The 24,130-nt window shown below is 64.6% G+C and carries 29 protein-coding genes and 1 pseudogene; 17 read left to right on the plus strand and 13 right to left on the minus strand.

Features of this window, described 5'->3' with window-relative positions; genetic code table 11:
• Positions 1-3: 3 nt before the first annotated feature.
• Complete coding sequence (locus tag V5279_RS20290; protein WP_029082236.1) at positions 4-708, plus strand: GrlR family regulatory protein; 705 nt, start codon at positions 4-6, stop codon at positions 706-708.
• Positions 709-779: 71 nt separating this feature from the next.
• On the opposite strand, the gene V5279_RS20295 is transcribed toward V5279_RS20290, so the two are convergent.
• Entirely contained in the window at positions 780-1,223 is a 444-nt protein-coding gene (locus V5279_RS20295; protein ID WP_338700361.1) for a DMT family transporter, read from the minus strand.
• A gap of 158 nt (positions 1,224-1,381) precedes the next feature.
• Here V5279_RS20295 and V5279_RS20300 point away from each other — a divergent pair, with 158 nt between their 5' ends.
• The gene (locus tag V5279_RS20300; protein WP_338700362.1) at positions 1,382-3,004 is read left to right on the plus strand and encodes an ABC-F family ATP-binding cassette domain-containing protein; all 1,623 of its coding nucleotides are present in this window, start codon (positions 1,382-1,384) and stop codon (positions 3,002-3,004) included.
• A 1-nt stretch (position 3,005) separates the two neighbouring features.
• Here the strand turns inward: V5279_RS20300 and V5279_RS20305 are convergent, their stop codons facing one another.
• Positions 3,006-3,638 (minus strand): DapH/DapD/GlmU-related protein, encoded by a 633-nt coding sequence (locus tag V5279_RS20305; protein WP_338700364.1) that lies wholly within the window; start codon positions 3,636-3,638, stop codon positions 3,006-3,008.
• Positions 3,639-3,987: 349 nt separating this feature from the next.
• Here V5279_RS20305 and V5279_RS20310 point away from each other — a divergent pair, with 349 nt between their 5' ends.
• Complete coding sequence (locus V5279_RS20310) at positions 3,988-4,284, plus strand: HU family DNA-binding protein (RefSeq protein ID WP_166204598.1); 297 nt, start codon at positions 3,988-3,990, stop codon at positions 4,282-4,284.
• Between the two features lie 60 nt (positions 4,285-4,344).
• On the opposite strand, the gene V5279_RS20315 is transcribed toward V5279_RS20310, so the two are convergent.
• A complete protein-coding gene (locus tag V5279_RS20315) occupies positions 4,345-5,184 on the minus strand; it encodes a dienelactone hydrolase family protein (protein ID WP_338700367.1) in 840 nt (279 codons plus the stop codon).
• 179 nt (positions 5,185-5,363) lie between these two features.
• Between V5279_RS20315 and V5279_RS20320 the strand changes: the two genes are divergently transcribed.
• Positions 5,364-6,239: an MBL fold metallo-hydrolase gene (locus V5279_RS20320; protein ID WP_338700369.1), complete on the plus strand. Its 876-nt coding sequence runs from the start codon at positions 5,364-5,366 to the stop codon at positions 6,237-6,239.
• A gap of 219 nt (positions 6,240-6,458) precedes the next feature.
• Here the strand turns inward: V5279_RS20320 and V5279_RS20325 are convergent.
• The 4 genes and pseudogenes from V5279_RS20325 to V5279_RS20340 all read right to left on the minus strand — a co-directional run.
• A pseudogene (locus V5279_RS20325) lies at positions 6,459-7,394 on the minus strand (HD domain-containing phosphohydrolase); the annotation flags it as partial.
• 33 nt (positions 7,395-7,427) lie between these two features.
• Positions 7,428-7,619 (minus strand): hypothetical protein, encoded by a 192-nt coding sequence (locus tag V5279_RS20330; protein WP_166294799.1) that lies wholly within the window; start codon positions 7,617-7,619, stop codon positions 7,428-7,430.
• A gap of 36 nt (positions 7,620-7,655) precedes the next feature.
• On the minus strand, positions 7,656-7,958 hold the full coding sequence (locus tag V5279_RS20335) for a PilZ domain-containing protein (RefSeq protein WP_166204601.1): 303 nt from the start codon (positions 7,956-7,958) through the stop codon (positions 7,656-7,658).
• A 7-nt stretch (positions 7,959-7,965) separates the two neighbouring features.
• On the minus strand, positions 7,966-9,075 hold the full coding sequence (locus V5279_RS20340) for a DUF2336 domain-containing protein (RefSeq protein ID WP_338700374.1): 1,110 nt from the start codon (positions 9,073-9,075) through the stop codon (positions 7,966-7,968).
• Here V5279_RS20340 and V5279_RS20345 point away from each other — a divergent pair.
• The 3 genes from V5279_RS20345 to V5279_RS20355 all read left to right on the plus strand — a co-directional run bounded on the left by V5279_RS20345 (position 9,065) and on the right by V5279_RS20355 (position 10,675).
• Positions 9,065-9,427, plus strand: coding sequence for a hypothetical protein (locus tag V5279_RS20345; protein WP_338700377.1), 363 nt, complete (start codon positions 9,065-9,067; stop codon positions 9,425-9,427). The two genes, V5279_RS20340 and V5279_RS20345, sit on opposite strands and share 11 nt — an antisense overlap.
• The gene (locus V5279_RS20350) at positions 9,387-10,358 is read left to right on the plus strand and encodes a helix-turn-helix domain-containing protein (protein WP_338700379.1); all 972 of its coding nucleotides are present in this window, start codon (positions 9,387-9,389) and stop codon (positions 10,356-10,358) included. The genes V5279_RS20345 and V5279_RS20350 overlap by 41 nt, the downstream gene beginning before the upstream one ends.
• A gap of 71 nt (positions 10,359-10,429) precedes the next feature.
• On the plus strand, positions 10,430-10,675 hold the full coding sequence (locus tag V5279_RS20355) for a PilZ domain-containing protein (protein ID WP_165123412.1): 246 nt from the start codon (positions 10,430-10,432) through the stop codon (positions 10,673-10,675).
• Between the two features lie 99 nt (positions 10,676-10,774).
• Here the strand turns inward: V5279_RS20355 and V5279_RS20360 are convergent, their stop codons facing one another.
• Positions 10,775-11,023: a hypothetical protein gene (locus V5279_RS20360; RefSeq protein ID WP_029082223.1), complete on the minus strand. Its 249-nt coding sequence runs from the start codon at positions 11,021-11,023 to the stop codon at positions 10,775-10,777.
• 150 nt (positions 11,024-11,173) lie between these two features.
• On the opposite strand from V5279_RS20360, the gene V5279_RS20365 reads away from it, so the two are divergent.
• The 3 genes from V5279_RS20365 to V5279_RS20375 all read left to right on the plus strand — a co-directional run bounded on the left by V5279_RS20365 (position 11,174) and on the right by V5279_RS20375 (position 14,087).
• Positions 11,174-11,851: a nitroreductase gene (locus tag V5279_RS20365; protein ID WP_166294805.1), complete on the plus strand. Its 678-nt coding sequence runs from the start codon at positions 11,174-11,176 to the stop codon at positions 11,849-11,851.
• A gap of 12 nt (positions 11,852-11,863) precedes the next feature.
• Positions 11,864-12,784, plus strand: a complete 921-nt coding sequence (locus tag V5279_RS20370; protein WP_338700380.1) for an alpha/beta hydrolase family protein — start codon at positions 11,864-11,866, stop codon at positions 12,782-12,784.
• 139 nt (positions 12,785-12,923) lie between these two features.
• Positions 12,924-14,087 carry an acyl-CoA dehydrogenase family protein gene (locus tag V5279_RS20375; protein ID WP_338700381.1) on the plus strand — a complete coding sequence of 388 codons (1,164 nt, stop codon included), beginning with the start codon at positions 12,924-12,926 and terminating at the stop codon, positions 14,085-14,087.
• Positions 14,088-14,131: 44 nt separating this feature from the next.
• Here V5279_RS20375 and V5279_RS20380 read toward each other — a convergent pair whose 3' ends face one another.
• Together V5279_RS20380 and V5279_RS20385 are read right to left on the minus strand one after the other, a co-directional pair.
• A complete protein-coding gene (locus V5279_RS20380) occupies positions 14,132-16,213 on the minus strand; it encodes a HAMP domain-containing methyl-accepting chemotaxis protein (protein ID WP_338700382.1) in 2,082 nt (693 codons plus the stop codon).
• A gap of 149 nt (positions 16,214-16,362) precedes the next feature.
• Positions 16,363-16,620 (minus strand): hypothetical protein, encoded by a 258-nt coding sequence (locus V5279_RS20385; RefSeq protein ID WP_338700384.1) that lies wholly within the window; start codon positions 16,618-16,620, stop codon positions 16,363-16,365.
• A gap of 178 nt (positions 16,621-16,798) precedes the next feature.
• Between V5279_RS20385 and V5279_RS20390 the strand changes: the two genes are divergently transcribed.
• Together V5279_RS20390 and V5279_RS20395 are read left to right on the plus strand one after the other, a co-directional pair.
• Positions 16,799-17,389 (plus strand): NAD(P)H-dependent oxidoreductase, encoded by a 591-nt coding sequence (locus V5279_RS20390; protein ID WP_338700386.1) that lies wholly within the window; start codon positions 16,799-16,801, stop codon positions 17,387-17,389.
• A 33-nt stretch (positions 17,390-17,422) separates the two neighbouring features.
• Positions 17,423-18,205 carry an SDR family oxidoreductase gene (locus V5279_RS20395; protein WP_338700388.1) on the plus strand — a complete coding sequence of 261 codons (783 nt, stop codon included), beginning with the start codon at positions 17,423-17,425 and terminating at the stop codon, positions 18,203-18,205.
• Positions 18,206-18,214: 9 nt separating this feature from the next.
• Here V5279_RS20395 and V5279_RS20400 read toward each other — a convergent pair whose 3' ends face one another.
• Positions 18,215-18,598, minus strand: coding sequence for a hypothetical protein (locus V5279_RS20400; RefSeq protein WP_338700390.1), 384 nt, complete (start codon positions 18,596-18,598; stop codon positions 18,215-18,217).
• A gap of 175 nt (positions 18,599-18,773) precedes the next feature.
• Between V5279_RS20400 and V5279_RS20405 the strand changes: the two genes are divergently transcribed.
• Positions 18,774-19,403 (plus strand): L,D-transpeptidase, encoded by a 630-nt coding sequence (locus tag V5279_RS20405; RefSeq protein ID WP_224741651.1) that lies wholly within the window; start codon positions 18,774-18,776, stop codon positions 19,401-19,403.
• A gap of 75 nt (positions 19,404-19,478) precedes the next feature.
• On the opposite strand, the gene V5279_RS20410 is transcribed toward V5279_RS20405, so the two are convergent.
• Positions 19,479-20,534, minus strand: coding sequence for a hypothetical protein (locus V5279_RS20410; protein ID WP_338700394.1), 1,056 nt, complete (start codon positions 20,532-20,534; stop codon positions 19,479-19,481).
• 385 nt (positions 20,535-20,919) lie between these two features.
• On the opposite strand from V5279_RS20410, the gene V5279_RS20415 reads away from it, so the two are divergent.
• Both V5279_RS20415 and V5279_RS20420 read left to right on the plus strand, forming a co-directional pair.
• Positions 20,920-21,501, plus strand: coding sequence for a septal ring lytic transglycosylase RlpA family protein (locus tag V5279_RS20415; RefSeq protein WP_338700396.1), 582 nt, complete (start codon positions 20,920-20,922; stop codon positions 21,499-21,501).
• Between the two features lie 446 nt (positions 21,502-21,947).
• Positions 21,948-22,127 carry a hypothetical protein gene (locus V5279_RS20420; RefSeq protein WP_029082211.1) on the plus strand — a complete coding sequence of 60 codons (180 nt, stop codon included), beginning with the start codon at positions 21,948-21,950 and terminating at the stop codon, positions 22,125-22,127.
• A 2-nt stretch (positions 22,128-22,129) separates the two neighbouring features.
• On the opposite strand, the gene V5279_RS20425 is transcribed toward V5279_RS20420, so the two are convergent.
• On the minus strand, positions 22,130-22,858 hold the full coding sequence (locus V5279_RS20425) for a class I SAM-dependent methyltransferase (RefSeq protein WP_338700398.1): 729 nt from the start codon (positions 22,856-22,858) through the stop codon (positions 22,130-22,132).
• Between the two features lie 189 nt (positions 22,859-23,047).
• On the opposite strand from V5279_RS20425, the gene V5279_RS20430 reads away from it, so the two are divergent.
• Together V5279_RS20430 and V5279_RS20435 are read left to right on the plus strand one after the other, a co-directional pair.
• The gene (locus V5279_RS20430) at positions 23,048-23,233 is read left to right on the plus strand and encodes a hypothetical protein (RefSeq protein WP_156928692.1); all 186 of its coding nucleotides are present in this window, start codon (positions 23,048-23,050) and stop codon (positions 23,231-23,233) included.
• A 151-nt stretch (positions 23,234-23,384) separates the two neighbouring features.
• Positions 23,385-23,906 carry a DUF1993 domain-containing protein gene (locus V5279_RS20435; protein WP_166294820.1) on the plus strand — a complete coding sequence of 174 codons (522 nt, stop codon included), beginning with the start codon at positions 23,385-23,387 and terminating at the stop codon, positions 23,904-23,906.
• Positions 23,907-24,130 lie beyond the last annotated feature (224 nt).

Below are 24,130 nucleotides of genomic sequence, written 5' to 3' on the forward strand. Positions count from 1 at the left end.
TGCGTGCTGAACGGACTTTACAAGGTCGAGTACGGCATCAACGGGGCGTTCGGCCGCAGCATCATGTGCTTGCACAACGGCAAGATGATGGGCGGCAATTCAGCCTTCGCCCATCTGGGTAGCTATCAGGTGACGGGAAGCGAGATATCAGCCGAGGTGATCACCGAGCGTCACAATGACGATCCGCACTTCAAGCCGCTGATGGGCGCCGATGTCACCGTCATCAAGGTGCGCGGCCGCACCGAGGGCTCGACCATCCTGCTCGAGGGCAAGGCGGACGCCATGCCGGACGGCGTGTTCTGGGCGAATTTGGCGCCGCTCGACGATGAGGCGTTGCCGCCGCGCGGGGCGGTCGGACCGGGCGGCATCGTCAACGGGCTCTACTCCATCCAGCTCCGCGCACTCGACGGTGTCGACGCCGGCCTCTCCGGGGTCATGCTGCTGATGGATGGCCGTATCCTCGGTGGCGATGCGTTCTTCTACTATCTCGGCTCATATACGTCGGCGGACGGCCGCTGGCGGGGCGAGATCGTCAACCAGGAGCACACGCCGGCGAAGGGCGAATACCCGGTGTTCGGCGGTTATGAGGTCGGCATCGGCTTTGCCGGGTCGTGTCGCGAGGAGGGCGCCGAGCTCGAAGGCATCGCGCTGGCCGGCAAGCGCAGCCTTCGGCTGGCAGCCGAACTGCGGCTGATGCGACGCGCCTAAAGCATGATCCGGAAAAGTGCGAAGCGGTTTTCCGAAGAGATCATGCTCAAAGAGAGCGCCCGGCCGTCTCCTCAGTCCTTGATCAGAAGCACGCCGCCGATGATCAGCGCGATGCCGGCCAGCCGTGAAAACGACACCGGATGCTGCGCCAGTCCGAACACGCCAAAATGGTCCATCGCGATGCCGGCGACCATCTGACCCGCGACCACCAGCGCCAGCAGGGTTGCTGCGCCGAGCGAAGGCAGCAGCAGGATCATCAACAGGATAAAGACGCCGCCGAGGACGCCGCCGCTCCAGGCCCACCAGGGCACGGCCGACACCAGCTTCCAGGACGGCACCGGCTCGCGCGTCGCGACCACCACGACTGCCATCGTCACGAGACCGCCGAGATAGCTGACGAGCCCGGCCCAGGCCGGCGAATTGAGGGTGGCGCGGAGATTGCCGTTCAGGACCTGCTGAACGGCCACGCAGATGCCGGCGCCGAGCGCGAGCAGAGAGAGAAACCAGACTTGCATATGATGCCCCAAAACCGGTCGCCGAAGGACTTTCTGTCATAATCGATTGGCCATGATCGTGGCATGCGTGGAGCGACGCGGGAAACGCCCGGAATGGGCTTCCACCCACGCCCCAGATCGAATAAGAGGCCGCAAACCCTCAGTTCCCAGCAGTAAGCATGATCCGCCTCGATAACGTTTCCAAGCAAGTCGGCCACCAGATCCTCTTCATCGAAGCCTCCGCGGCGCTCCAGAAGGGCGAGAAGATCGGCCTTGTCGGGCCGAACGGCTCCGGCAAGACCTCGCTCTTCCGAATGATCTCGGGTCAGGAGGTCCCCGATGAGGGCCAGGTCTCTCTCGATCGTGGCATTTCGATCGGCTATTTCAGCCAGGATGTCGGCGAGATGTCCGGCCGCAGCGCCGTCGCCGAGGTGATGGACGGGGCGGGGCCCGTCAGCGTGGTGGCAGCCGAACTCAGGGAACTCGAGGCCGCGATGGCCGATCCCGACAAGGCTGATGAGATGGACGACATCATCGCGCGCTATGGCGAGGTGCAGCATCAGTTCGAGGAGCTCGACGGCTACGCGCTCGACGGCCGCGCGCGCGAGGCGCTTTCGGGCCTGGGCTTCAGCCAGGAGATGATGGACGGCGACGTCGGCAAGCTCTCCGGCGGCTGGAAAATGCGCGTCGCGCTTGCGCGTATTCTTTTGATGCGTCCCGACGTCATGCTGCTCGACGAGCCGAGCAACCATCTCGATCTCGAGAGCCTGATCTGGCTCGAGCAGTTCCTGAAGGGTTATGAGGGCGCGCTGCTGATGACCTCGCATGACCGCGAGTTCATCAACCGCATCATCAACAAGGTGGTCGAGATCGACGGCGGCCAGCTCACCAGCTATTCCGGCAACTACGAATTCTACGAACAGCAGCGCGCGCTCTCCGACAAGCAGCAGCAGGCGCAGTTCGAGCGGCAGCAGGCGATGCTCGCCAAGGAGATCAAGTTCATCGAGCGCTTCAAGGCGCGCGCCTCCCACGCTGCCCAGGTGCAGAGCCGGGTCAAGAAGCTCGACAAGATCGAGCGGGTCGAGCCGCCGCGGCGGCGGCAGACGGTGGCGTTCGATTTCCAGCCGGCGCCCCGCTCGGGCGAGGATGTCGTCAGCCTGAAGAACGTCCACAAGGCCTATGGCAGCAAGCGGATCTATGACGGGCTCGACTTCATGATCCGCCGCCGCGAGCGCTGGTGCGTGATGGGCATCAACGGCGCCGGCAAGTCGACGCTGCTGAAACTGGTTGCCGGGTCAACCGAGCCCGATGACGGCGCGGTCGCGGTCGGCGGCAGCGTCAAGATGGGCTATTTCGCTCAGCACGCGATGGACCTGCTCGATGGCGAGCGCACGGTGTTCCAGTCGCTGGAGGACGCGTTTCCGCAGGCCGGCCAGGGCTCCCTGCGCGCACTCGCCGGTTGCTTCGGCTTCTCGGGCGACGATGTCGAGAAGAAGTGCCGGGTGCTCTCGGGCGGCGAGAAGGCGCGGCTGGTGATGGCCAAGATGCTGTTCGATCCGCCGAACTTTTTGGTGCTGGACGAGCCGACCAACCATCTCGATCTCGCCACCAAGGAGATGCTGATCAACGCGCTCTCCGAGTTCGAGGGCACCATGCTGTTCGTCTCCCACGACCGGCATTTTCTCGCCGCACTCTCCAATCGCGTGCTGGAGCTGACGCCGGAGAGCATCCATCAGTTCGGTGGCGGCTACACCGAATATGTCGCGCGCACCGGGCACGAAGCGCCGGGGTTGCGGAGTTAGTTCAAGCCCGCCACCGCGCGCAAAACGCCTCGACGTCGCCTGACTGGAATTCCGGTAGGCGCTCCCAGATGGTCTCAGCCGGCCAGTTCCACCAGGCGATCTGCGACAGCTCGGTCGCGATCCGGCGGCTGAACCGCTCCTTGATCGGCCGGGCCGGCACGCCGCCGACGATCGTGTAAGGCGCGACATCGCGCGAGACGACCGCGCCGGCCGCGAGCACCGCGCCGTCCCCGACGGTGACACCGGGCAGCACGATCACGCCATGGCCGATCCAGACATCGTTTCCGATCACGACGCGATCCGCGCGTCGATTCCTGAAGAAGCCACGATCCCGTTCGGCGGAGGCCGTGTAATATTCAGGGCAATAGGTGAAGCGGTGCTGGGAAGGGCGCTCGAGCGGATGATTGGGCGCGCCGATCCGGACCTGCGCCGCGATCGCGCAGAAGCGGCCGATCTGCGCGTCGGCGACGATGCAGCCGCTAGCGAGGTAGGAATAGTCGCCGAGCTCGGTGTATTCGATCGCGGTGTCGCCGAGAACTTCGCAGCAACGCCCGACCTTGACCTCGCGCAGCCTGACCGTCGGCTCGATGACGGTTTCGGCAAGCTTGGGGCGGGGCGGGGTCGATTGATCCATATGACTGTCCTTGATCCGGCAACTCGCACGAAGTGGTATCTATCACGGCGGGCGGGCACGGCGAGAGTGATTGCTGTCTGCTGAGGGGCCTAGCTCTTAAAATTCCGTCGACCACGGCGATCGCCTTGTTGAGAATCAAGCCGCTAACCGGATCGGGAAATCTACACTGCAGATTGTTGCGCTATCAAAGGATTTGCGTTTCGCTTGCTTGCGTTTTAGGCCTCGATAGGTTTTAAGCCCGGTGACTTCATGCCGTTGGCATGAACGAGAAGCGCGCTGCGTGGTTTTACCACATTCTAGACAGAGTTACGTCGTAGCTCGCGCGCCCCCAAATTCAGAGGATTTCAGCATGGCCAAGATGACGAAGAATCAATTGATCGACGCGATTGCCGAAAGCACGCAGATCTCGAAGAACGACGTAAGGACCGTCATCGAGCACATGGCGACTGTTGGCTATAAAGAGCTGAACGAATCCGGTGAGTTCGTCATTCCTGGCTTTGTGAAAATGTCCGTCGTGCATAAGCCTGCCACAGAAGCTCGCAGCGGCGTAAATCCTTTTACGAAAGAGCCAATGGAATTTGCAGCGAAGCCAGCCAGCAAGTCAGTCAAGGCGTCACCTCTCAAGGTCGCTAAGGACGCCGTCTGAAGACTGCGGTTTGCGGCGAGCCAAGCGCGCAAGAAATGCAACGACGCGTAGCTGGGCGGCCTAATCCTTTAAGCCGTTGACTGCTGCAATGGCCCTGATCATCGCATCCTTCAGCGCTGCGTCGTTGGCGGGATTCGATTGCCGGCGTTGGCCGGGATCGTCAAAGTCGTGGGTCGCGCCGGGATAGAGCACGACGTCGATCTTGCTGCCGGCGGCGACGGAACGCTGCGCGACCTCCTGGCACCGCTCGGGCGACACTTCCTCGTCGTCGGATCCGAGCAGCATGGTGATCGGCGCGGCTGACTTGAGCGTCTGCGCCAGCAGGGCGGCCGGCCCGCAGCCCGGATAGAACGCCAGCGCCGCGCGATAGCCCGACGTCGCCGTACCCTGGCGCTGCATGACGTTCAGCGCGGTGCTGCCGCCGTTCGACCATCCCTGCAGGAAGATGCGGTTCTCCCGGACATCCTTCCGGCTGCGCAGCCAGCTTAGCGCGCCCTCGGCGTCGAGCGGCCGCACGGTCTTTTCGTTGACGTCGGCGCGATCGGGGTCGTCATGCGTGAAGCGGTCGAAGCCATGGGCCTTGCCGCGCGGCCCAAAGCTGTCCGGCAACAGCGCGACGTAGCCGTGGTCGGCCCAATACTGCCCCCACATCGCGTGCCGCTTGGAGAGGCTGCCGGCATTGCAGGCCGCGGACGGAGCTGTGCGCGACACCAGGGTGCAGTCCTTGTTGACGTTGATCGAATAGGGGCCGCCGCGGCCGTGCAGCAGCACGATCGCGGGGTGCGGGCCCGGCGTTTGTGGCCGAAACAGATAGCCGACGATCTCGGTCTTGCCGTCGGCGCTCGGAAAGAAAACGGTGTCGGGCGCGGCCGCCGCCGCTGTCGGCAATGTCGTGAGCATCAGGAGGGCAATCTAAATCGCGCGATGGGTCATTCCTACAGCATGAGCAACATTTTCGGATGAATTACGGCATGACTGCCTCCAGCAATGCAAAGCCGCATGGCACGCTACGCGGTGTTCGGCTTGTGAGGCGAGGGGCCGCCCGCTACCCTTCGCAAAAAAAGCGGGAGCGAAACAGCATGAAACGGATCAGGATCGGCGACATCACGATCGACGCGGTGATCGAGCGCGAAGGACCGTGGCGACGGCCGCAGGATTTCTTCCCGACCTATGACGATGCCGTGTTCAAGCATCACCTGAAGACGATGGAGCCGGAGGTGTTCGATGCCGCGCGGGGCATGATGGTGATCACCTACCAGACTTTCGTGGTGCGGACGCCGCGCTACACCATCCTGGTCGACACTTGCACCGGTGAGGACAAGGGGCACCCGCCGCCGTTCGACTTCCCGGGCAAGGAGCGCTGGCGCAACGAGCTGTTCGCGCTCGGGATCTCCTACGAGCAGATCGACTACGTGTTCTGCACCCATCTGCATATCGACCACACCGGCTGGAACACCACGCTGCGCGACGGGCGCTGGGTGCCGACCTTCCCGAACGCGAAATACGTCTTCCACAAGGGTGAGTATGCGGCCTGGGAGGCCGAGAACGCCAAGGGCGCCAATCCGCCGGGCACGGTGTTTCGCGACAATTGCCTGCCGATCGTCGAGGCCGGGCAGGCGCTATTGGTCGACGACGACTATGCGCTCGACGACACCGTGACGTTGACGCCGACGCCGGGTCATTCGCCCTGCCATTGCTGTATCAACATCTTCTCGAAGGGGCAGCGCGCCGTGGTCGCCGGCGATCTGATGCATCATGCGATCCAGTGCCGCGAGCCGGAATGGTCGGCAAAGCCCGATTGGGATCCGAAGCAATCGGCGATCTCGCGGCGAAAATTCTTTGGCTCCGTGGCCGGGACCGAGACGCTGATCCTGCCGATCCATTTCCCGGCCCCGACGGTCGGCCTGATCACCGCGGACGGCGACCGCTTCGACTATCGCTTCAAGCGGGAGTAGAGCGTTTTCGAGCGAAGGTTCGCGTGAAGAAAACGCGTCAAAGCAATAATCTGGAGCTTCGGTTCTGATTCTAATCAGAACCGAAAATGCTCCAGGCGGCACGGGCCGGTCAGCGGTTGAGCGCGACGTCCCTGAAGGCCACAACCATCGTTCGAGCTTGCCCTTCATGTCGAGCAAGAGCTCATAGGCTTTGTCCCGCGGCATCGTCGGCTTGTAGGTCCGTTGTTCGATCAGCGCCGCGAAGATGTCGGAGATAGTCAGGATGCGGACGATGTCCGGAATACTTTCGGAGCACAGCCCGTCCGGATAACCGCTGCCGTCCAGATATTCGTGATGGTGCCGCACCGCGTCGAGAACTTCCGCGGAGATACCCGGCGTGTCCTTCAGCGCGTCATGGCCCAAGGCGGGATGGGTCTGGATCAGTGCGCGCTCGGCGTCGTCGAGCCGACCCGGCTTGTCGAGAACGGTGAGGGGAATCGTCGCCTTGCCGATGTCGTGGAACATCGCCGCAGAATAGAGACGCTCGATGTCAGGCTTGCTCATGCCGAGGCTCATGCCGAAATCGACCGCGATGCCGGTGACCAGCAGGCAGTGCTGGTAGGTGCCTTCGTGGTGGCGGCGGACGGTCGCCAACCAGTCCGAAAGCCCATTTTCAACAATGCTGTCGGCGATTCCCGCTCCGGCATGCCTGGCATCGGCGACGTCGATCGCCACACTGTTCATCACGGCCGAGAACATTGCGGCAATGCTGGCGGCGCCAGCGGATGCCGCTTCAATACTGGTCGGTGACAGATCGTCCGGAACGATCGATGGCGCTGCGATATCGACAAGTCTTGCCAGAAGCTGCGACGGCTTGACCGGACGGAAGAGAGCATCCGTCGCGCCGAGCGCATAGGCCTGGACCATTGCAAGGCGCGTACGTTGATCGACGATGAAGATGCGCCTCGGGATCCGCTTTAGTCTGCTGGAGATCGCTTTCAATGCGGCGATGTTGTCCACGAGGCGCAGGTCGGCGCTCACGACCAATGCCTCGACTTCGCCGCCCCGGAGCCGCGCAGCGGCAAGCAGTTCTGAGGTGATCTCAAATGTTTGCCCCAGAAGTCCGCGGATATCGGACAGTCTGGACGGCGTATCTGCAACAATATGAATCGGCATCGAGGCAGGCGATCTTTTGGCGAAAGGGCGGCGTTACCCGAGCCGCGTCACCTGGGTCCGGCGCGGAACCTGGGTCAGAAACCGTTCGAGATCGGTGCAGAGGCGGTGTGCGAGCTCCTCGTCGATCTCGAACGTCGCGACGGTGCCGGCGCAGTCGATTTCGATGGTCCCGCGCAACGGTGCGGCTGACACGGTCGATACCACGATGTTTGTCGCTCTCGGCATGTCGTCAACTTCCTTTCAGACCGGATGCCGCCATCCTCATTTCGGAATGACCGGGCGTCCCTTTCGCTTTTTCTCTTCGATGAATCTCACGCCGATCTCGGTGCCGTCGACACGGACCAGCTCGCAGCGGCGGAAGGCCAGTCCCCGCGAGGACAAAACCAGGAAGAACTCCTGGGCCTTCAGCACATCAAGCGTTCCGTCGACCTCGAGCCGGGCGCCACTCTGCGAGACGTCGAGCAGGATGCAGCTCCGTCGCCATGTGCCGTCGACACCCATGAGATTGACGGGATAGCGGGTCTCGAGCCTGACGCGCTCCGCCCTGCGGTCACCATACGTCATTACGTACTCACACTTTCACTGAAGGCTTCGCGGTCAGCTCGCTCAGCGAACCGAACCGGATCATGCGCTGCGCGTTCGACAGTGGCAGCCCTTCGAACGTCTGCCGGGCGCGCTCCAGCTCGTCAGGGGCGACCGTCGGGCCGGCCTTTCGGTAGCTGACGATGGCGGCCGTCGTGTTCCAGTTCAGTCGCGACGCGCGGCAGGCGATGACGAGCCCGCTGCTGTCGGCGGCCTCCATCAGCGGCGTGATGGTCTCGATCGGAACGCTCGCGAGCTGCGCCAGCGCCGCGACGACGTTGCGGACCTCTTGCCTGATCGCGAAACGGTTGACGCTGGAATCGTTCAGCTGTCCCGACTTGTTCAGGGCCATCACCGTGGCCCGCGCCTCCGCATAGTCGATCGTGGCTGGTGGTTTTGCGGAGGCGCGGGCTGCGCCGGAATCGATGGCGGCTCGGATCGCGTCCTGAATGTCGGGACGTGCGCGCTTGAGCAGCCGGGCCTGCTGACGCGGCGTGGACCGCATGACGAGATCGGCAAGCACACGGTGCGGCAGGTCGGCGCGCGATATCAATGCGTCCGCGATGCCGTCGTCGCGTTCGGCGGCATCGACCATCATGGCAAAGCCGGCGCTGGTCAGTTCCGCGCCGGGATTTTCGGCCAGGGCGCGCAGGACGCTGCCGTCGCCGCGCATCAGCAGAATGTCCGTGAGCTCCTGGTTGACGGCCTTGCGTCCCGCGATCGCGCAGAGATGTCCTTCGGCCCGCATCCAGGCGATGTCGATCAGGTCGGCATTCGGAATGCAGTCGCATTTGCGCAGGATAGGCGCGGCGACATCGGCGTCGTCATGATTGGCGAGCCGCCGTGCCAGTTCCCGCGGCACCAGACGCAGGTCGGCAAGGGAGCGGCTGAGCGTGGTCAAAGTCCGGAGCTCGACGCTCTCGGTCAGGCGGACCAGGATGTCGTCGAACAGTCCGACGTGATGTTCGTTGAGCCGGTGGGCGTCCTCGATAAAAAGCCCGGCCACTTCCCGCAGCATGCGGGTCCGGCGGTCCGGTGAGCCGGCCTTCAGGACATGGTCGAGTTCGGCAATAAGGTCGGGCGAGGCAATGGCTGTCATTGCGGTACCTAAAATGTTCCGCGATGGGGAACTTCGTCGTCCCCACAACCAATCTGCTCCCCGAATCTTTAATAGGGGTATAGAAATTGATGGGAGGATCGATCCTGGTGGTGGATATCCCGGCAAACACTATCGAAAATCGGCAGCAGCGCTGCTTTGCCAGATTGTCCGGTTCGAGGAGCGGACTGCATTTTTCCTGATTGAGTTCATTGGACGATTCGCATTTTGCGCATGGAAATTATCAGTGAGGCCGGCGCGTTTTGCGCTGCGTCGCGCGAACATTTTCGAGACCCTTTCACAGGAGCAGTCATTTGACGGCGCCATTGCTGGTGCCGAGAGTCTTTCGTTTTGACGACGTCGATGCATTCCGGAGTTCGATCCGAGACCTGGATGTTGATTTCACGCCACTCGCGCGGAAGATTTCGGCCGAGCAGATCATCCTGAGTTTGCCGGGATGCGAGCTCAACTACACCCAATCCTTTCCGCGGATCGTCGACGCGCAGCTTGCGCGGCACACCACGGCGGTCGGCTTCACGATGGATGACGGTGTTCCGATGCGGTTCAACGGCGTCGAGCGCGATCGTGCGGTGATCGTGCTCGGCGGCGGCGGCGCGTTCTATACGTCGGTGGAGGAGACGCCCCGCCAATATGTCTCGGTGATGTTCACGCCCGAGATGGTCGACCGCGGTTGGCCGCAACCGGGTCTCCATTTCAGCATTCACGAAATATCTCAACGCGCGCAGGATCGGCTGCGTGACGTGGTGCGGCAAATCCTGCTCGTGACGTCGCAGCCGGCCGATGATGCCCAGTTCGCTACCGGCGCGTCGATCAAGGAAACGCTGCTTGCGGCGATCGACAACGCCTTCGCCGAGATCGTGCCGGCGAAGTGGGCGACGCGGGCCAACACGACGCGCCAGTTCAAGGTCTTCAACGACGCGCGTGCCATTCTGGCCGGCGACGTGGCTCACCCGATCTACAGTGGTGAACTCGCCAGGCAGATCGGCGTGTCGGTGCGCACGCTGCATGACGCCATCCAGCGCTACCGGGGCGTCAGCCTGCATCGCTATCTGCGGTTGCGCCGGCTCTGGCTGGTGCGCCAGCAACTGCTCGCCGGTGCGCACAGCGTCAAGGCCTGCGCGCTGGCCTACGGATTTTGGCATCTGAGCGATTTTTCGCGCAGCTATCGGTCGCAGTTCGGGGAAGCGCCATCGGAGACGCTGGCCGCCTCGCGCCGTCCGGGCGCCGTGCGCGCCGATTCGGCCGCTGGCAGATACGAATCCTAACCGTCGATCTGAACGGAATCTTAACGGCCGCCGAAGAGGCTATTGGTACGATTCCACCAGAGGCGGCGGTGATGCATCCCCGGAGATTTGCGCGTGTTCGTCCGACAGGATGCGTGTCCAGCGTGGTCAAGCTGCAGCTCGAACCGAAGGCGCCGCTGATCGAATGCCGGCTGGTGGACTACTCTGCCGGAGGGGCCTGCCTGGAGTTTCAGAAGCCGATCCAGCTGCCCGAACGTTTCGAAATGTTTCATGGCAACACCAAGAAGCGTTGCCGGCGGGTCTGGAGCAGAGGTGTGCGGGTCGGCGTCTCGTTCTGAGCGCCTCAGGTGATCCACCCGTCAATAGCCGTTCGGGCCGCGCCGGCGCGACCCGATGGTCTTGTCCCGATGAGGCTGAGGGAAGCGCCGGCGAGGGGCTTAGGCGCCGCTCTGACACTTCTTCATGAACGAGTTTTTGGCCGCGCCGGCGAGCTTCTTGCCGTCGGAGCCGACCGCCTTGGTCTCGCAGGTATCGGTCGTGCACTTCTTCATGAACGAGGTCTTGGCCGCGCCGGCCAGCGGCTTGCCGTCCTTGCCGACCGCCTTCGTCTCGCAGGAGGCGTCCTGTGCAAATGCCGAACCGGCGGCAAAGGTCGCGATCACGGCCGCCAAGAAAATCCGCTTCATCTGGGTTCTCCCTAAACCAAACCAGTGGCCGGATTGGATATCGGATTCTTCGCCCGATCAAGTTCCCACAGCCGATTTTGTCGGTAAAATGCCCCGATCAGAGCAAGGAAATTCCGCGTGCAGCGCGGGACAACATGGGGGACGCCCGGAATGGAATTCGAGACGCTGGTACAGACACGCAAAAGCGTGCGCGGGTTCAAGAAGCAGCCGGTGTCCCGGGCGACCGTCGAGGAGATCATCGAGGTGGCCAAGCGCGCGCCGTCCTCGATGAACACCCAGCCCTGGCACGTCCATGTCCTGACCGGGGCGCCGCTGGAGGAAGTGCGCCGCCGCAACATGGAGGAGATGATCGCCGGCGCCAAGGCCAAGCGCGACATCGTCAGCCATGGCGAGTACCAGGGCGTGCACCGCGGTCGCCAGGTCGACATCGCCAAGAAGCTGTTCGGGGCGATGGGGATTGCCCGCGACGACAAGCCGATGCGGCAGGATTGGGTGCTGCGCGGCTTCCGCCAGTTCGACGCCCCGGTCTCGCTGGTCCTTGCCTACGACCGGGTCCTCGATCCCGGTGCGGTCTGCCATTTCGACCTCGGCGCGCTCTGCTACGGCATCGTGCTGGCGGCCTGGGATCGCGGTCTCGGCAGCGTGATCAACGGCCAGGGCATCATGCGCTCGGACATCGTGCGCGAGGTTGCCGACATCCCGGAGGACCAGGTGATCATGACCTGCGTCGCGATGGGCTATCCCGACGACGGCTTTGCCGCCAATGCGGTGCGGTCGGACCGCGAGGCCAACAGCGATTTTGTCCGCTACGTCGGCTTTGCCGAATAGAGGGATATGACCGTGCGGACCTGCAGCATCACCGGCGCGGTTGTCCTGGCGCTGGTCGTCTTTATCTCGGCCCTTGGCTCCGGGCGAGCGGAGGGCATACGTCTCGATGCGCTCAAGATCCCGGTGCCGAATGCAAGAGGGGCAGGGCCGTCCGTCGCGCTGCTCGACGCAATCGTGCTGCGGCCGGATGACGGGCAGCCGCATCCGCTCATCCTGCTCAATCACGGCTCACCGCGTTCGGCGAGCGACCGTCCGGCGATGAGCCCTTACGGGATGTGGGCTCAGGCTGCGGAGTTCGCGCGGCGCGGCTGGGTTGCGGTGGCGTTCCTGCGCCGCGGCTACGGCGCCTCGCAGGGTGGATGGGCCGAGAATTACGGAGGGTGCTCTGACCCGGACTATGCGAAGGCCGGCCGCGCCGGCGCCAGCGACGTTGCAGCTGCCGCGAAATTCATGGCGGGCCAGGCGTATGTTAGCAAAGGCAAGTGGATCAGCGTCGGCCGCTCGGCGGGAGGCTTTGCCACGGTCGCGTTGACGTCGATGGCGCCGTCGGGTCTGGCCGCTGCGATCGCGTTCGCGCCGGGCCGCGGATCGACTGGCCCCGATACGGTCTGCGAGGAGGACGAACTCGTCGACGCGTTCGCGCAGTTCGGCAAATCCTCGCACATCCCGCTGCTGTGGGTGTCCGCCGACAACGATCATTTCTTCGGGCCGAAACTCGTGACGCGATTGTCGGACGCGTTTGCGAAAGCCGGCGGCAAGCTCTCGCTGGTTCGAACGCCTGCATTCGGCAGCGACGGGCACACGCTGTTCAACGAGAATGGAACGGCGATCTGGGCGCCGATCGTCGATCGCTTCCTTGCTGCCAACAATCTCGTGCTGCGCGATCGGCTGCTCGACGCGCCCGCGCGTCCCGCGCAAATACGCACGCGCTGACCACGCCGCGGGATATTGAATTCCGCGCCGTGAAACCCTCGCGCGAGCGTGAGTGCGAGCGCGCGTTTCCGCTATTTGTGCCGGCAAAAAATGCGCTACTGGTTTTTTGAAGCACAACAGCGCAGGCGAGGAATCTCAGATGAGCGATGATGAACAGACAGCCATGATCCGCGAGACCGTCGCGAGATTCGTCGATCGCGAGCTGATCCCGCTCGAGCCGCAATATCTGAAATCGAAACTGCCCGGCAGCGATCATCCCGAGCTCACGCCGGAACAGCGCAAGCGGCTGCGCGACGTCTCGAAGGAGCTCGGACTCTGGGGCCTCGATGCGCCCGAGGATCTCGGCGGCCACGACCTGCCGACGCGCACGATGGCTGCAGTGCACGAGGAACTCGGCCGCAGCTGCGTGCCCTTCGTGCTGCCGCCGGACTCGCCGAACCTGCGTATGCTGCAGGCGGTCGGCACCGAGGCGCAGAAGAAGAAATATCTGCAGCCCTATATCGAAGGCCGGATGGCATCGGCGATCGCGATCTCGGAGCCGGGCGCCGGTGGCGATCCCGCGGCCATGAAGACCCGCGCGGCGCTCGATGGCGAAGAGTGGGTGCTGAACGGCCGCAAGATTTGGATCAGCAATGCGCGCGCCGCCGACTTCATCATCGTGATGGCGCGCGTCGGCAGCGACCAGCGCCAGGGCGGCATCACCTCCTTTATCGTCGAGAAGGGCACGCCGGGATTCATCATCGAGCGCGAGATCCCGATGCTCGGCGGTGGCTCGACCTACGAGATCGTGTTCGAGGACTGCCGCATCCCGAAGGACTCCGTGCTGGGCGAGGTCGGCAAGGGCTATGCGCCGATGCAGCTGCGCCTGCGCACGCGGCGACTCGAGATGGGATCGACCTGCGTCGGCATCACCAAGCGCGCGCTCGACATGATGTGCGATCACGCCAAGCAGCGCGAGACGTTCGGCGTCAAGCTCGCCGAGCGCCAGGCGATCCAGTGGTGGATCGCCGATATCTCCACGCGGATGCATGCCTGCCGGCTGATGGTGCGCGAGGCCGCCGACAAGACCGATCGCGGTGAGGACATCCGCCACGAGGCCTCGATGATCAAGGTGTTCGCGACCGAGATGGCCTATGACGCCTGCGACCACGCCATGCAGACGCTCGGCGCGCTCGGCGTGACGCTGGAATTGCCGCTCAACGCGCTCTGGCAGAAGGCCCGTCTGATGCGGGTCTACGAAGGCCCGAGCGAGGTTCATCGCCAGTCGATCGCGCGTCGCGTGCTCGGCCTGCGCGGCGGCTAACGGTTATTCAGTCGTGACAGGCGTGGCCGTGCCCCGCCACCGTCTCAGGCCGCCCGCACGTCGGAGAGGAAGCGGTTGACCTGGCCGGCGAGGTCCTTGGATTGCGTCGAGAGCTGTTCGGCCGCGCCCAGCACCTGGGTTGCCGCAGCGCCGGTGTCGTCGGCGGCGCGCTGCACGCCGGAGATGTTGGAATTGACCTCCTGGGTGCCGCGCGCGGCTTCCTGAACGCTGCGCGAGATCTCCTGGGTTGCCGAGCCCTGTTCCTCGATCGCGGCGGCGATCGCGGTGCCGATCTGGTCGATCTCGGTAATGACGTCGACGACGCTCCTGATTGCGGTGACGGTCTCGTCGCTTGCGGTCTGGATCGCGGTGATCTGTTCGGCAATCTCCGTGGTCGCCTTCGCGGTCTGGCCGGCGAGCGATTTCACCTCCGAGGCGACCACCGCAAAGCCGCGGCCGGCCTCGCCGGCGCGCGCCGCCTCGATGGTGGCGTTGAGCGCGAGCAGGTTGGTCTGTGCCGCGATGCTCTGGATCAGCGTCACCACGTCGCCGATCTTCTGCGCGCCGTCGGCCAGCGAACGCGCGGTGTCGCCGGTGCGGCGGGCATGGTCGACCGCGCGCGCCGCGATCTCGGTCGAGGTCGCGACCTGGCGGGCGATCTCCGAGATCGAGGAGGTCAGTTCCTCGGTCGCGCTCGCCACCGTCTGCACGTTGGTCGAGGTCTGATCCGATGCGGCCGCCACGACCGCGGCCTGGCGGTTGGTGGCGGCGGCGGTCGCCGACATCGACTGCGCCGTATCCTCCATCACCGAGGATGCCGCCGACAGTCCGCCGACCAGTTCGGTGACCTTGGCTTCGAAGGCGCGGGTCAGATCGTCGAGCACGCGGGCGCGGCGCATCTTGACGTCGTTCTCGGCTTCCTTCTCGGCAGCGAGGCGATCGGCTTCGATCTTGTTGTCCTTGAACACCTGCACGGCGGCGGCCATGGCGCCGATCTCGTCGTTGCGTGCGGCGCCCGGGATAGCCTCGGCTACGTCGCCCGCGGCGAGACGTGACATCCGGCCGGTGAGGGCGGCGATCGGGTTGAGGATGCGGCGGCCGAGCATGACGATGAGGCCGGCGCTGACCGCAATGACCGCGAGCAGCCCGACCAGCGCAATCACGAAGCTGAACCGCGCCGACGAGTAGGCGCTCGCAAGGCCCTGCTCGGCATTCTCGTAGAACGCGTCGCGCACGGTGATGATGGCGGCGAGGCCGATTTGCGATTCGGGGTAGTAGGTGTCGAGGTCCTGCTCGTACTTGCCGGTCACTGCGCCTTCCTTGGCGAACTTCAGCGCCTTGCCGAACCGCTCGACGTAATCGGCCTGCATCTTGCCGAGCGCCGTCATGACGTTGACAGGCGTTGCCGGATTGTTGCGCAACTCCTGCAGCGTCGAGAGGATCTGCTCGGTGCGGCCGGTCGAGCGGTAGAGTTCCAGCTTCTCCTGATCGGTCGCCACACGCTTGGCGCCGACCAGCGCCTTGTGCAGGCTGGCGTTGAGGCCGCCGATGTCGCGCAGCGTCCAGGCGACGTTGGCGTAGCTGGCCTGGCGATAGGCATTGCCGTCGAGGCCGGCGAGCCGGCGCACCTGCTCGTCGAGCAGCGTGGTGACACCGGCGTTGAACACGGAATTGTCGGCGACGATCTTGCCGGCGGCCGCGCGGCGGGCATCGGCCGGGCCGGCGATTGCAGCCGCAATGGCGTCGCGCAGCCCGGCAAACTTCAGCTTCAGCGCATCGATCGCGCCCGCGACCGCCTCGCCGTCGTCAAGCGATCCCGGCAAGGCGGCGCGCACCTGGTTGACCTTGGCGAGTGCACCGTCGGTCAGCTGGCGCTGACGGTCGAGTTCGGCGATCTGCTTCGGATCGATCGTGGCGGTGCCGAGCAGCAAATTGGTGGCGTAGCCGCGCTCGGGGTTCATGTAGCGCGGGATATCGCCGACGGCGCGGACGATCTCGAGCCGGCTCTGCGCGATCGAGATCTTGTCCATGGTCTGGTACTTGGTCACCGCGACATAGGCCGCCAGTCCGCCGCCGACCGCGGATAGGGAGACGATCGCGGCCGTCAGGAGAGTACCGATTTTCATGGGATGCGCGCCATTCTGGACGAGAGAGGGGAGGCCTCAACCGTACCTTGTGCGCATTAAGCTTGGGTTTACGATGCGCGAGCCGCGGCGCTCCGGGCTAAAGTCCGATCGTCGAAAGGTTCAAGGCGCCGCCCCGCCGTGCGTGGCGTTCAGTGCTCGTCGTCGTCAGCGCCGCCCTTGGTCGCAGAGCGGTGCTGGGTCGCGCCGCCCGAGCCCGCTTCGCCGCAGGGCAGCTGGGTCCAGGTGCCGTCGGCGGCCTGCTGATAGGCTTGGCAGCCGGCTGAAGTCGTGGTGGTGGTGGATTTGTCGTCGGCTTTCTGCCGCTCGGCACTCTTCGCCAGCGCTGGTGTTGCAATGGCAGCGATGGCGGCGAGCGAGCCTGCGAAAACCAGCCCTGCAATCCGCATGTCGGGTTCTCCTTCTCGAAGCGAACTCATATCCAGAAAAGAAATCTGGCGATTTTGGGCCGCGGCAAAGGGCCTGCGACGAATTGCTTAATGCCGGGAAAACGAGCCGGAATGCCGGTTAACATCTGCGCGCCCCGCTGTGGGACGGGTGTTGCCGCACCGTGCTAGGATCGCCATCATGACCCACCGCATTCTCGTCTTCTACGGCTCCTATCGTTCGGATCGCATGGGCATCCGGCTGGCGCATTTCGTCGTCGAGGGCTTTCGCGCCCGCGGCGACGATGTCGAGTTGATCGATGCCAAGGAGGTCGGCCTGCCGATGCTCGACCGGATGTACAAGGAACATCCCAAGGGGCAGGCGCCGGCCGCGCTCGAAACGCTCGCCGGAAAGATCCGCGACGCCGACGGCTTCCTGTTCGTCACCGGCGAGTACAATTGGGGCATGCAGCCCGGGCTGAAGAACCTGACCGATCATTTCCTCGAGGAATGGTTCTGGCGGCCCGCGGCGATCGCGAGCTATTCGGCCGGACGGTTCGCCGGGGTGCGCGCCGCGACCGCATGGCACGGCACGCTGTCGGAGATGGGCATGGTTGTGGTGTCGAGCACGATCAGCGCGGGGCCGATCGCGCAGACCCTGTCGGCCGAAGGCCAGCCGATCGGCGAGGGCGGCAAATCGCTCGAACGCGCCTTCCCACGCTTTGCCGACGATCTTGCCTGGTGGATGGAAGCCGCCAAGGCGCAGCGGGCGCGCAAGGCGCCGCCATATTGAGCGCAGGTCTGCCAGCCCGGGAGTTTTGGGATCATGAGCCTCTTCACGTCACCCTTCGATCCCGCGCGCGAAGCCGCCCTGGTCACCGGCGCGGGCAACGGCATCGGCCGCGCCATCGCGCAGGCCCTGGTCGGCGAAGGCGTGCGCACGGTGTTTGCCGATCTGCATGAGGACAAGGTTCTCGCCGCGATCAAGGCCGCCCCGCGTCCCGAGCTTGCCGTGCCCTGGATCGGCGATCTCGCGCAGCGTGAGGCGTGCGACGCCCTGCTGGCGCATGCACAAGCAAGGCTCGGGCAGGTGACGCATTTCGTCCACAGCGCTTCGCCGCCGCGGCGCGAGGCCGATCATGCGATGGCGGTCGATCAAGAAACCTGGCGGCAGATGCACGCGGTCAATCTCGATGCCGGCTTTCATCTGTCGCGCGACCTGGCGCGCAGGCTGATCGAGGCGAAGACGCCGGGCTCGTTCCTGCTACTCACCTCGCTGCATGCCGGCACGCCCCGCAACCTGCCGCATTACTCGACGGCGAAGGCCGGTATGGCGATGCTGGTGAAGGAGCTTGCCAAGAGCTGGGGCCGCTATGGCATCCGCGTCAACGCCCTGGTGCCCGGCGCGATCGCAGCCGGCGGCTTCGTCGCCGATCCGGCGCTCGCCAAGCACATCCCGCTCGGGCGGCTTGGCCAGGCCGACGATCTCGCGCCGATGGCGCTGGCCGTGCTGTCGCACAAGCTCTCCGGCTACGTTACCGGCGCATCGATCGTGGTCGACGGCGGTCTGTCGCTGACCAACTGGTTCGCGCCGCCGGAGCTCGACTGAGAGTCGAAGTTACTCCTTGGTCCTGATGTAGCCCGCAAGCCGCGTCTTTTGGTCTTGGCACCAAGTCGTCAAGCTGCCGGCGCGGCGCTGATCGAGGTCGGTGGTCTGGGTTGCGATCGCAACTTCGGTCATCAGGTCGTCGGGCTGCTTCTCGCCCATCTTGCCGCCGGTGTGCATATAGGCGATCGCCTTGCGCACCTGCTCGGTGGTGCCGTCGGGGAGGTGCATGTCCTGCGCCCGCTGCACGAGGTCCTGATAGACCAGATCGGTGCCGGGGCACTCGACCTTGGCGGCAAAGGCCTGCAGCACCATCGTGACATAGGCCGCGCGCGGATCGGCGTGGGCAGGGGTTGCTGCGACAATCAGGCCGCCGATCAGCAGAGCGTAACGCATGGAATTCCTCCGAAGGTTTTGGACGTTTTTTACTACGCTAGCGCCCAAGGGAACCGACTGCAACCCACAGGACACAGTCGCTAAAGGAACCGATCAAACAGCCGTGTTCCAGATGGCGCTGCCACGATTTCAGCACGATTTCGGCAGCATCTGGCAAAAGTTAACGCAGGGGAGAATGATCGTGTCGAAGTTGGGGCTTGCTGCTGTGCTGGTGGGTTCGCTTGCACTTGGCGGCTGCATGCAGGCGACGCTGTCGCCCGTGACGGATGCCGCGATGACGCCGCGCGATCGGCAGTTGCTGGCGCATCCGCCCTATGCGGACGCCAAGATCCCGGATCAGTTCCAGCGCCACATTGTCGATTACACGCGCCGCGAGCAGCCGGGGTCGATCCTGGTCGATACCGACAAGCGCTACCTTTATTACGTGCTGCCCGGCGGCAAGGCGATCCGCTACGGCGTCGCCGTGGGCGAGGAGGCGATGGCGTTCTCCGGTGTCGCCACCGTGGGCCGGCTCGCCGAATGGCCGGATTGGGTTCCGACCAAGGACATCCAGGAGCGGCTCGGGCCGTATCCGGCGCGTGTCGCCGGCGGGCCGGCCAACCCGCTCGGCGCCCGGGGCATCTACCTCTACCAGGGCAACAAGGACACGCTCTACCGCATCCACGGCACCAACCAGCCCGAATATATCGGGCAAGCGATCTCGTCGGGTTGCATCCGCATGAACAATCCCGACGTGATTGATCTCTACCAGCGGGTCAAGCCGGGCGCGACCGTGGTCGTGCTGCCGCCGGGACAGAGCGCGTAATTCGCATCGTGTGATGAGTGGCGGCCGATCGCGTATCGCGATCGGCCGCCGTTCTTTTCAATCGCCGGCTGGCCTTCAGCGCAGCGGCATCGGCGGCCGAACGACGGGGCCGCCATCATCGGCATCAACCACGCTGGACTGCTGCTGCGGTTGCACCGGCCGTGGTGCCGCAGCCTGCGGTGCGGCTGCAACCGGCGCCGCCGATGCCGGCGGGGGTGGCGGCGGGATGTAGGCCTGGGCTGGCCGGCGTACCGGCGGCGGAGCAACGGCCGCATGGGGCGCCGCCGGCGGCGGCGTGATTGCGGCGCGCGGACGCGGCGCGACCGGCCGCGGTTCGATGGCCCGGGTTTCGGTCGTCCTCGCGACACGCTGTGTCAACTGATCCTGGCCGGCCTTGAGCTGATCGATGCTGGTCTTGAGCTGCTCGATCTGCTGTCCCATCGACGCCAGATCGCGCGCCATCGACTGCAGCAACTGCGTCTGGTCGGGTGCGGCTCCGGCTGGCGCTGCCGCCGGGGCGGCGGGCGCAACTGGCACCGCTGCGGCCGCCGGGGCTGCGGCAGGTGTGGGCGCGGCCGTGGCGATGTCCTGTGGCGCAGCGGCCGGAGCGGCCTCAGCCGACTGATCGGCGGCAGCCGCCTGCGCGGGTGGGCTCGCCTGGTCGGGAGCAGGAGTGGCTCTTCCTGGTAGCAGCGACGTCAGGGCCTCGACCTGGGGCGCGTACTCCGCCACCACCTGCTTGACGCGATGTCCGTAGTGTTGCCACGCCGCGGTGCCCATGGCGCCGGCGATCGCGAACACGAACCAGAAGGCGCGAATCGCCCATTTATTGGTGGAGCGCGGCGCGCGCTCCAGTCTGATGTCGTCAAGTCTGCCGTCATGGCTCGCGGCGCTGTACTCAGGCGCGGCCGGTGCCGGCGTCATTGTTCCCGGTGTGACTGGTGGCACCGAGGCGACGGACGCAATCGGCGGCGCCGATGAGGGCGCGAGCCTCGGGCCGAACCACGGCTCGCGCTGCTCCGGCGCTGCCTTTCCGTCCTGTGCGGCGGCATCGTCCTTACGTGCCGGTGCGAAGCTCGGCTCAATCGCGAAAATATCGTGCGGATCTGCGTCTTTCAGTGTGGATTGCATGGCGGTCCCCGTTTCAGTCCAAGGTCAACCGCAAATGGGCGGCCGGCAAATTAACGCTCTGTATCGACCCCTGACCCTGTCCCCACGACTCCAGTCCGGTTTGACCAAAGCAAGGCGAGAGGGTGGAGAGGTTGGGGAGTTTCGGGAACCGAAGCCGGAGGCAAAGGGGGCACGAGCGTCGACGTGCACTCGCGAGGGGCACCGGACTGCATTTCCGGACTGAATCTCCCTCGGTTGTGTGGCGTATCCAGCACAGCCGAGGGAAAATCGGGTTACGTGCGGCACGTCTGACCGTGTTCCGCCACCGTTCCGCCCCGTTTGGATTCGGCTGATAGGCAGCTGTTGGATTTTCGGCTTGGGCTGGGGCGCGAGTTGGGGATGCAACATGTCACGCGACGATGCAGTCATTTGGTACGTCGACGTCAAACGCCGTGCGCAGGATGCCGCGCCCGCGATCCGGTTTGCTGATGCGCGAAAGCCGCTCCGGCTGTTCGCCGTGATGATCGGCGCCGCCTCGCTCGCGGCTTGCGCGCAGTCCTCCGTTGTCAGCCAGCGCTCACAGGCGCTCGCGAGCCGGCCAGCCTCGATCGAGGCGACACGGGCAGCATCCTCTGCGCCACGCACACGTGTTGCAGCTGCGCGCAGGCATACGCCTTACGCCTCGCGCAAGACCGGCGACACCAAGATTGCGTCGCACGGCGTCGCGAGCTTCTACAGCGAGGCGCAGCCAACCGCGAGCGGCGAGAAGTTCGACGGGCGCGAACTGACGGCCGCGCATCCCACGCTGCCGTTCGGCACCAGGCTGCGCGTCACCGACGTCAAGAGCGGCCGTTCCGTCACCGTGCGCGTCAACGATCGCGGACCCTACGTTCCCGGGCGCATCGTCGACGTCTCCTATTCCGCCGCACAGTCGCTCGGCATGGTCGGCAAGGGCGTCGCCAATGTCAGGCTCGACGTCGTGCAGTGAACGGCGTGGCAGAAGCCAGGTTCGGGATTTTTGCCAGCTCGATCGGGAAAAAGTCCCGGCATTTCGCGCGCTTTAATCCTGTTGTCCGAACGAGCGCAGCAAATAGAATTGTTGCCGCTACTTCCCCGCGCTCTCCATTTCCAGGCGCGTGGATTTCTACCCAATGAACCTTCCCCGCCTTGGCGTTGTCCCTCCAAGGCGGGGTTTTTCCTTGAGGTCTGCTCGCTGCATGAGCCGATGGGCGGATCCGAGCCATCTCCGCAAAGTCCTGGCACATGCCGGATATGCCGACCATGATGGGAAAGTTGGCGTAGGCGCGACCGCACGTTGCGCGCTGTCATTTCCTGCGCCATCGCTTTCACCAAATTGTCACGCTCCCAACGAATTGCGGCCCAACGCCGCTGCCAACACACCACCGAGCAGAATGCGTCGGCGAGGGACAAGCGTTGGCCTACAAGATGATCGCAGAACGCGAGAACGAAACGGTCAGGATCGAGCGGGAGAGCACCTTCATCATCGTCGCCAAGGCCAAGGTCTGGGCCAGCGAGGGATGGCAGGTCGTGATCACCGACAAGGACGGAAAATCATACCCGCCCGAGGAATTCGACAAGCTGCTGGCGGCGTGAGGTTAGCGCTGCGCTGACACCAGCATCATCATCGGGCGTTCGAGTTCGTCGGCCAGTTCGGGCAGGGCCTTGATCTGCTCGCGCGTCGGAGAAAATTCCTCGATATGGCGTAGCGTGAAGCCGGCGCCGATCAGCGCGTTGAGCGTGGTGCCGATGGTACGGTGATATTTCAGCACGCCCTTCACGTACCAGTCGGTCCGGCGTTCGCCTTCGATGAAGTAGCGGTTGACCGGCCAGGTCTTGCGGCCGTCTTGGTCCTGCCCCCAGCCCGGATGGGCGGGCGCCATGTAGATCGGATGCTCGATGGTGAAGACCAAGTGCCCCTCCGGAACGAGCGTGCGATACAGCATGCGCGCCAGGCGATCGAAATCCCTGATGTAGTGGAAGGTGAGGGCGCTGTAGGCGAGATCGTACGTGGCCTTCGGCAGCTCGAGCGTTTCGAGGTCGGCGATCTCGTAACTGATGGCCGGATCCTGCGTCATCGCGGTGGTGCGGGCGATCATGTTCTGCGACAGGTCGACGCCGAGCACGTCGGATGCACCTTGCTCGCGCATCCAGCGCGACACCCAGCCGAAGCCGCAGCCGAGATCGACCACGCGCTTGCCGGCGATATCGGGCAGCATGGCGCGGATCGCGGGCCATTCGGGCGCGCCGAGCAGTCCGCGGACCTGCCGCGGCAACTGGCTGTAGCCGGCGAAGAAGCCGGGATCGTCATAGATGTTCTGCGCCATGTTAGCGGCAACTCGTGTAGGTCGGAGTGATCTCTCTGTAACCGCCGGCGCGGCGCGTGGGAACCGCCGAATCCGTCGAGTTCGGCGGTGATCCTGGAACCAGACAGCGCGTTCGGCGGTTTTAAGGTCAGCGCGCGGGGCACGCGGTCGCGCCTGTCCCCGCGCCATTCGGCAGCGGAGGAGCGCGTCATGATAGCCGAGACGCAAATCCACACTATCGCGTGGCAGATGTTGCAGACGTACGGCCCGCAAGCGATCGCCCAGGCGGCGCAGAATGCCGTCGACTGCGAGAGCAAGGGCGAGACCGAACAAGCCCGGGACTGGCGCCACGTCGAGGACGCCATGAAGATGATGCGAGGACCGCATCAGAGCTGACTGCCGGAAACGGCGATGGCTGATCGAATGATCCGGCGCCGCGCGCCGCACCATTCGGTTTGCGAACTCCGCAGCGCCGCTTGCCTTCGCCGGAAATTCCGGGAACTCTGTTCAGGCAAGCCGCAGACAAATTTGATTTGGGGAATTCGCCATGACCTTCTCACTCTACGACGCGACCGTTGCCAATTACCTGCAGGTCCTCGGCGCCGCCACGGGCTTTCTCGACAAGAGCCTGGCGCATTTCAAGGAGACAGGCATCGATCCGGCCGAGATCGTCGAGACCCGGTTGTTTCCGGATATGTTGCCGTTCCGCTTTCAGGTGGTCTCGCTCGCGCATCATTCCCGCGGCGCGATGCAGGCCGCGAAGAACGGCGTGTTCGCCCCGCCGTCCGGCAAGCCAGATCTGGATTACGCCGGGCTGCAGGCGCTGGTGAAGGACGCGCACAGCGAATTGTCTGACCTGACGCCGGATGCGGTCAACGCGCTGCTCGGGCGCGACATCACCTTCAAGGTCGGAGAGCGGTCGATGCTGTTCACGGTTGAAGGATTCCTGATGTCGTTCTCGCTGCCGAATTTCTTTTTCCATTCAACCACCGCCTACGACATCCTCCGTCACAAGGGCGCGCCGCTTGGCAAGCGCGACTTCATCGGCCGATTGAATCTGAAGAAGTGACCGGGCCTCGCACCGGCCGGTCTTGAACGGGGAGATGTCCGCCGCGCGCTGCCGTTCGCTGATACATACAATCTTAGATAGTGAATCAACGCCACGGTTGTGGCGCGGCCCGAACGATGCTATAAATCTCAGGTAGTGCGATTGATGGTTTCAACTCAATTGCTGACCGCCGGTGAAGGCGGTTCGGCGGCGCTTCGTCGTGCGTGCTTGAACGCCGTTGGCCG

This window comes from Bradyrhizobium sp. 26S5 (assembly GCF_036923295.1).
Classification (GTDB): Bacteria; Pseudomonadota; Alphaproteobacteria; order Rhizobiales; family Xanthobacteraceae; genus Bradyrhizobium; species Bradyrhizobium septentrionale.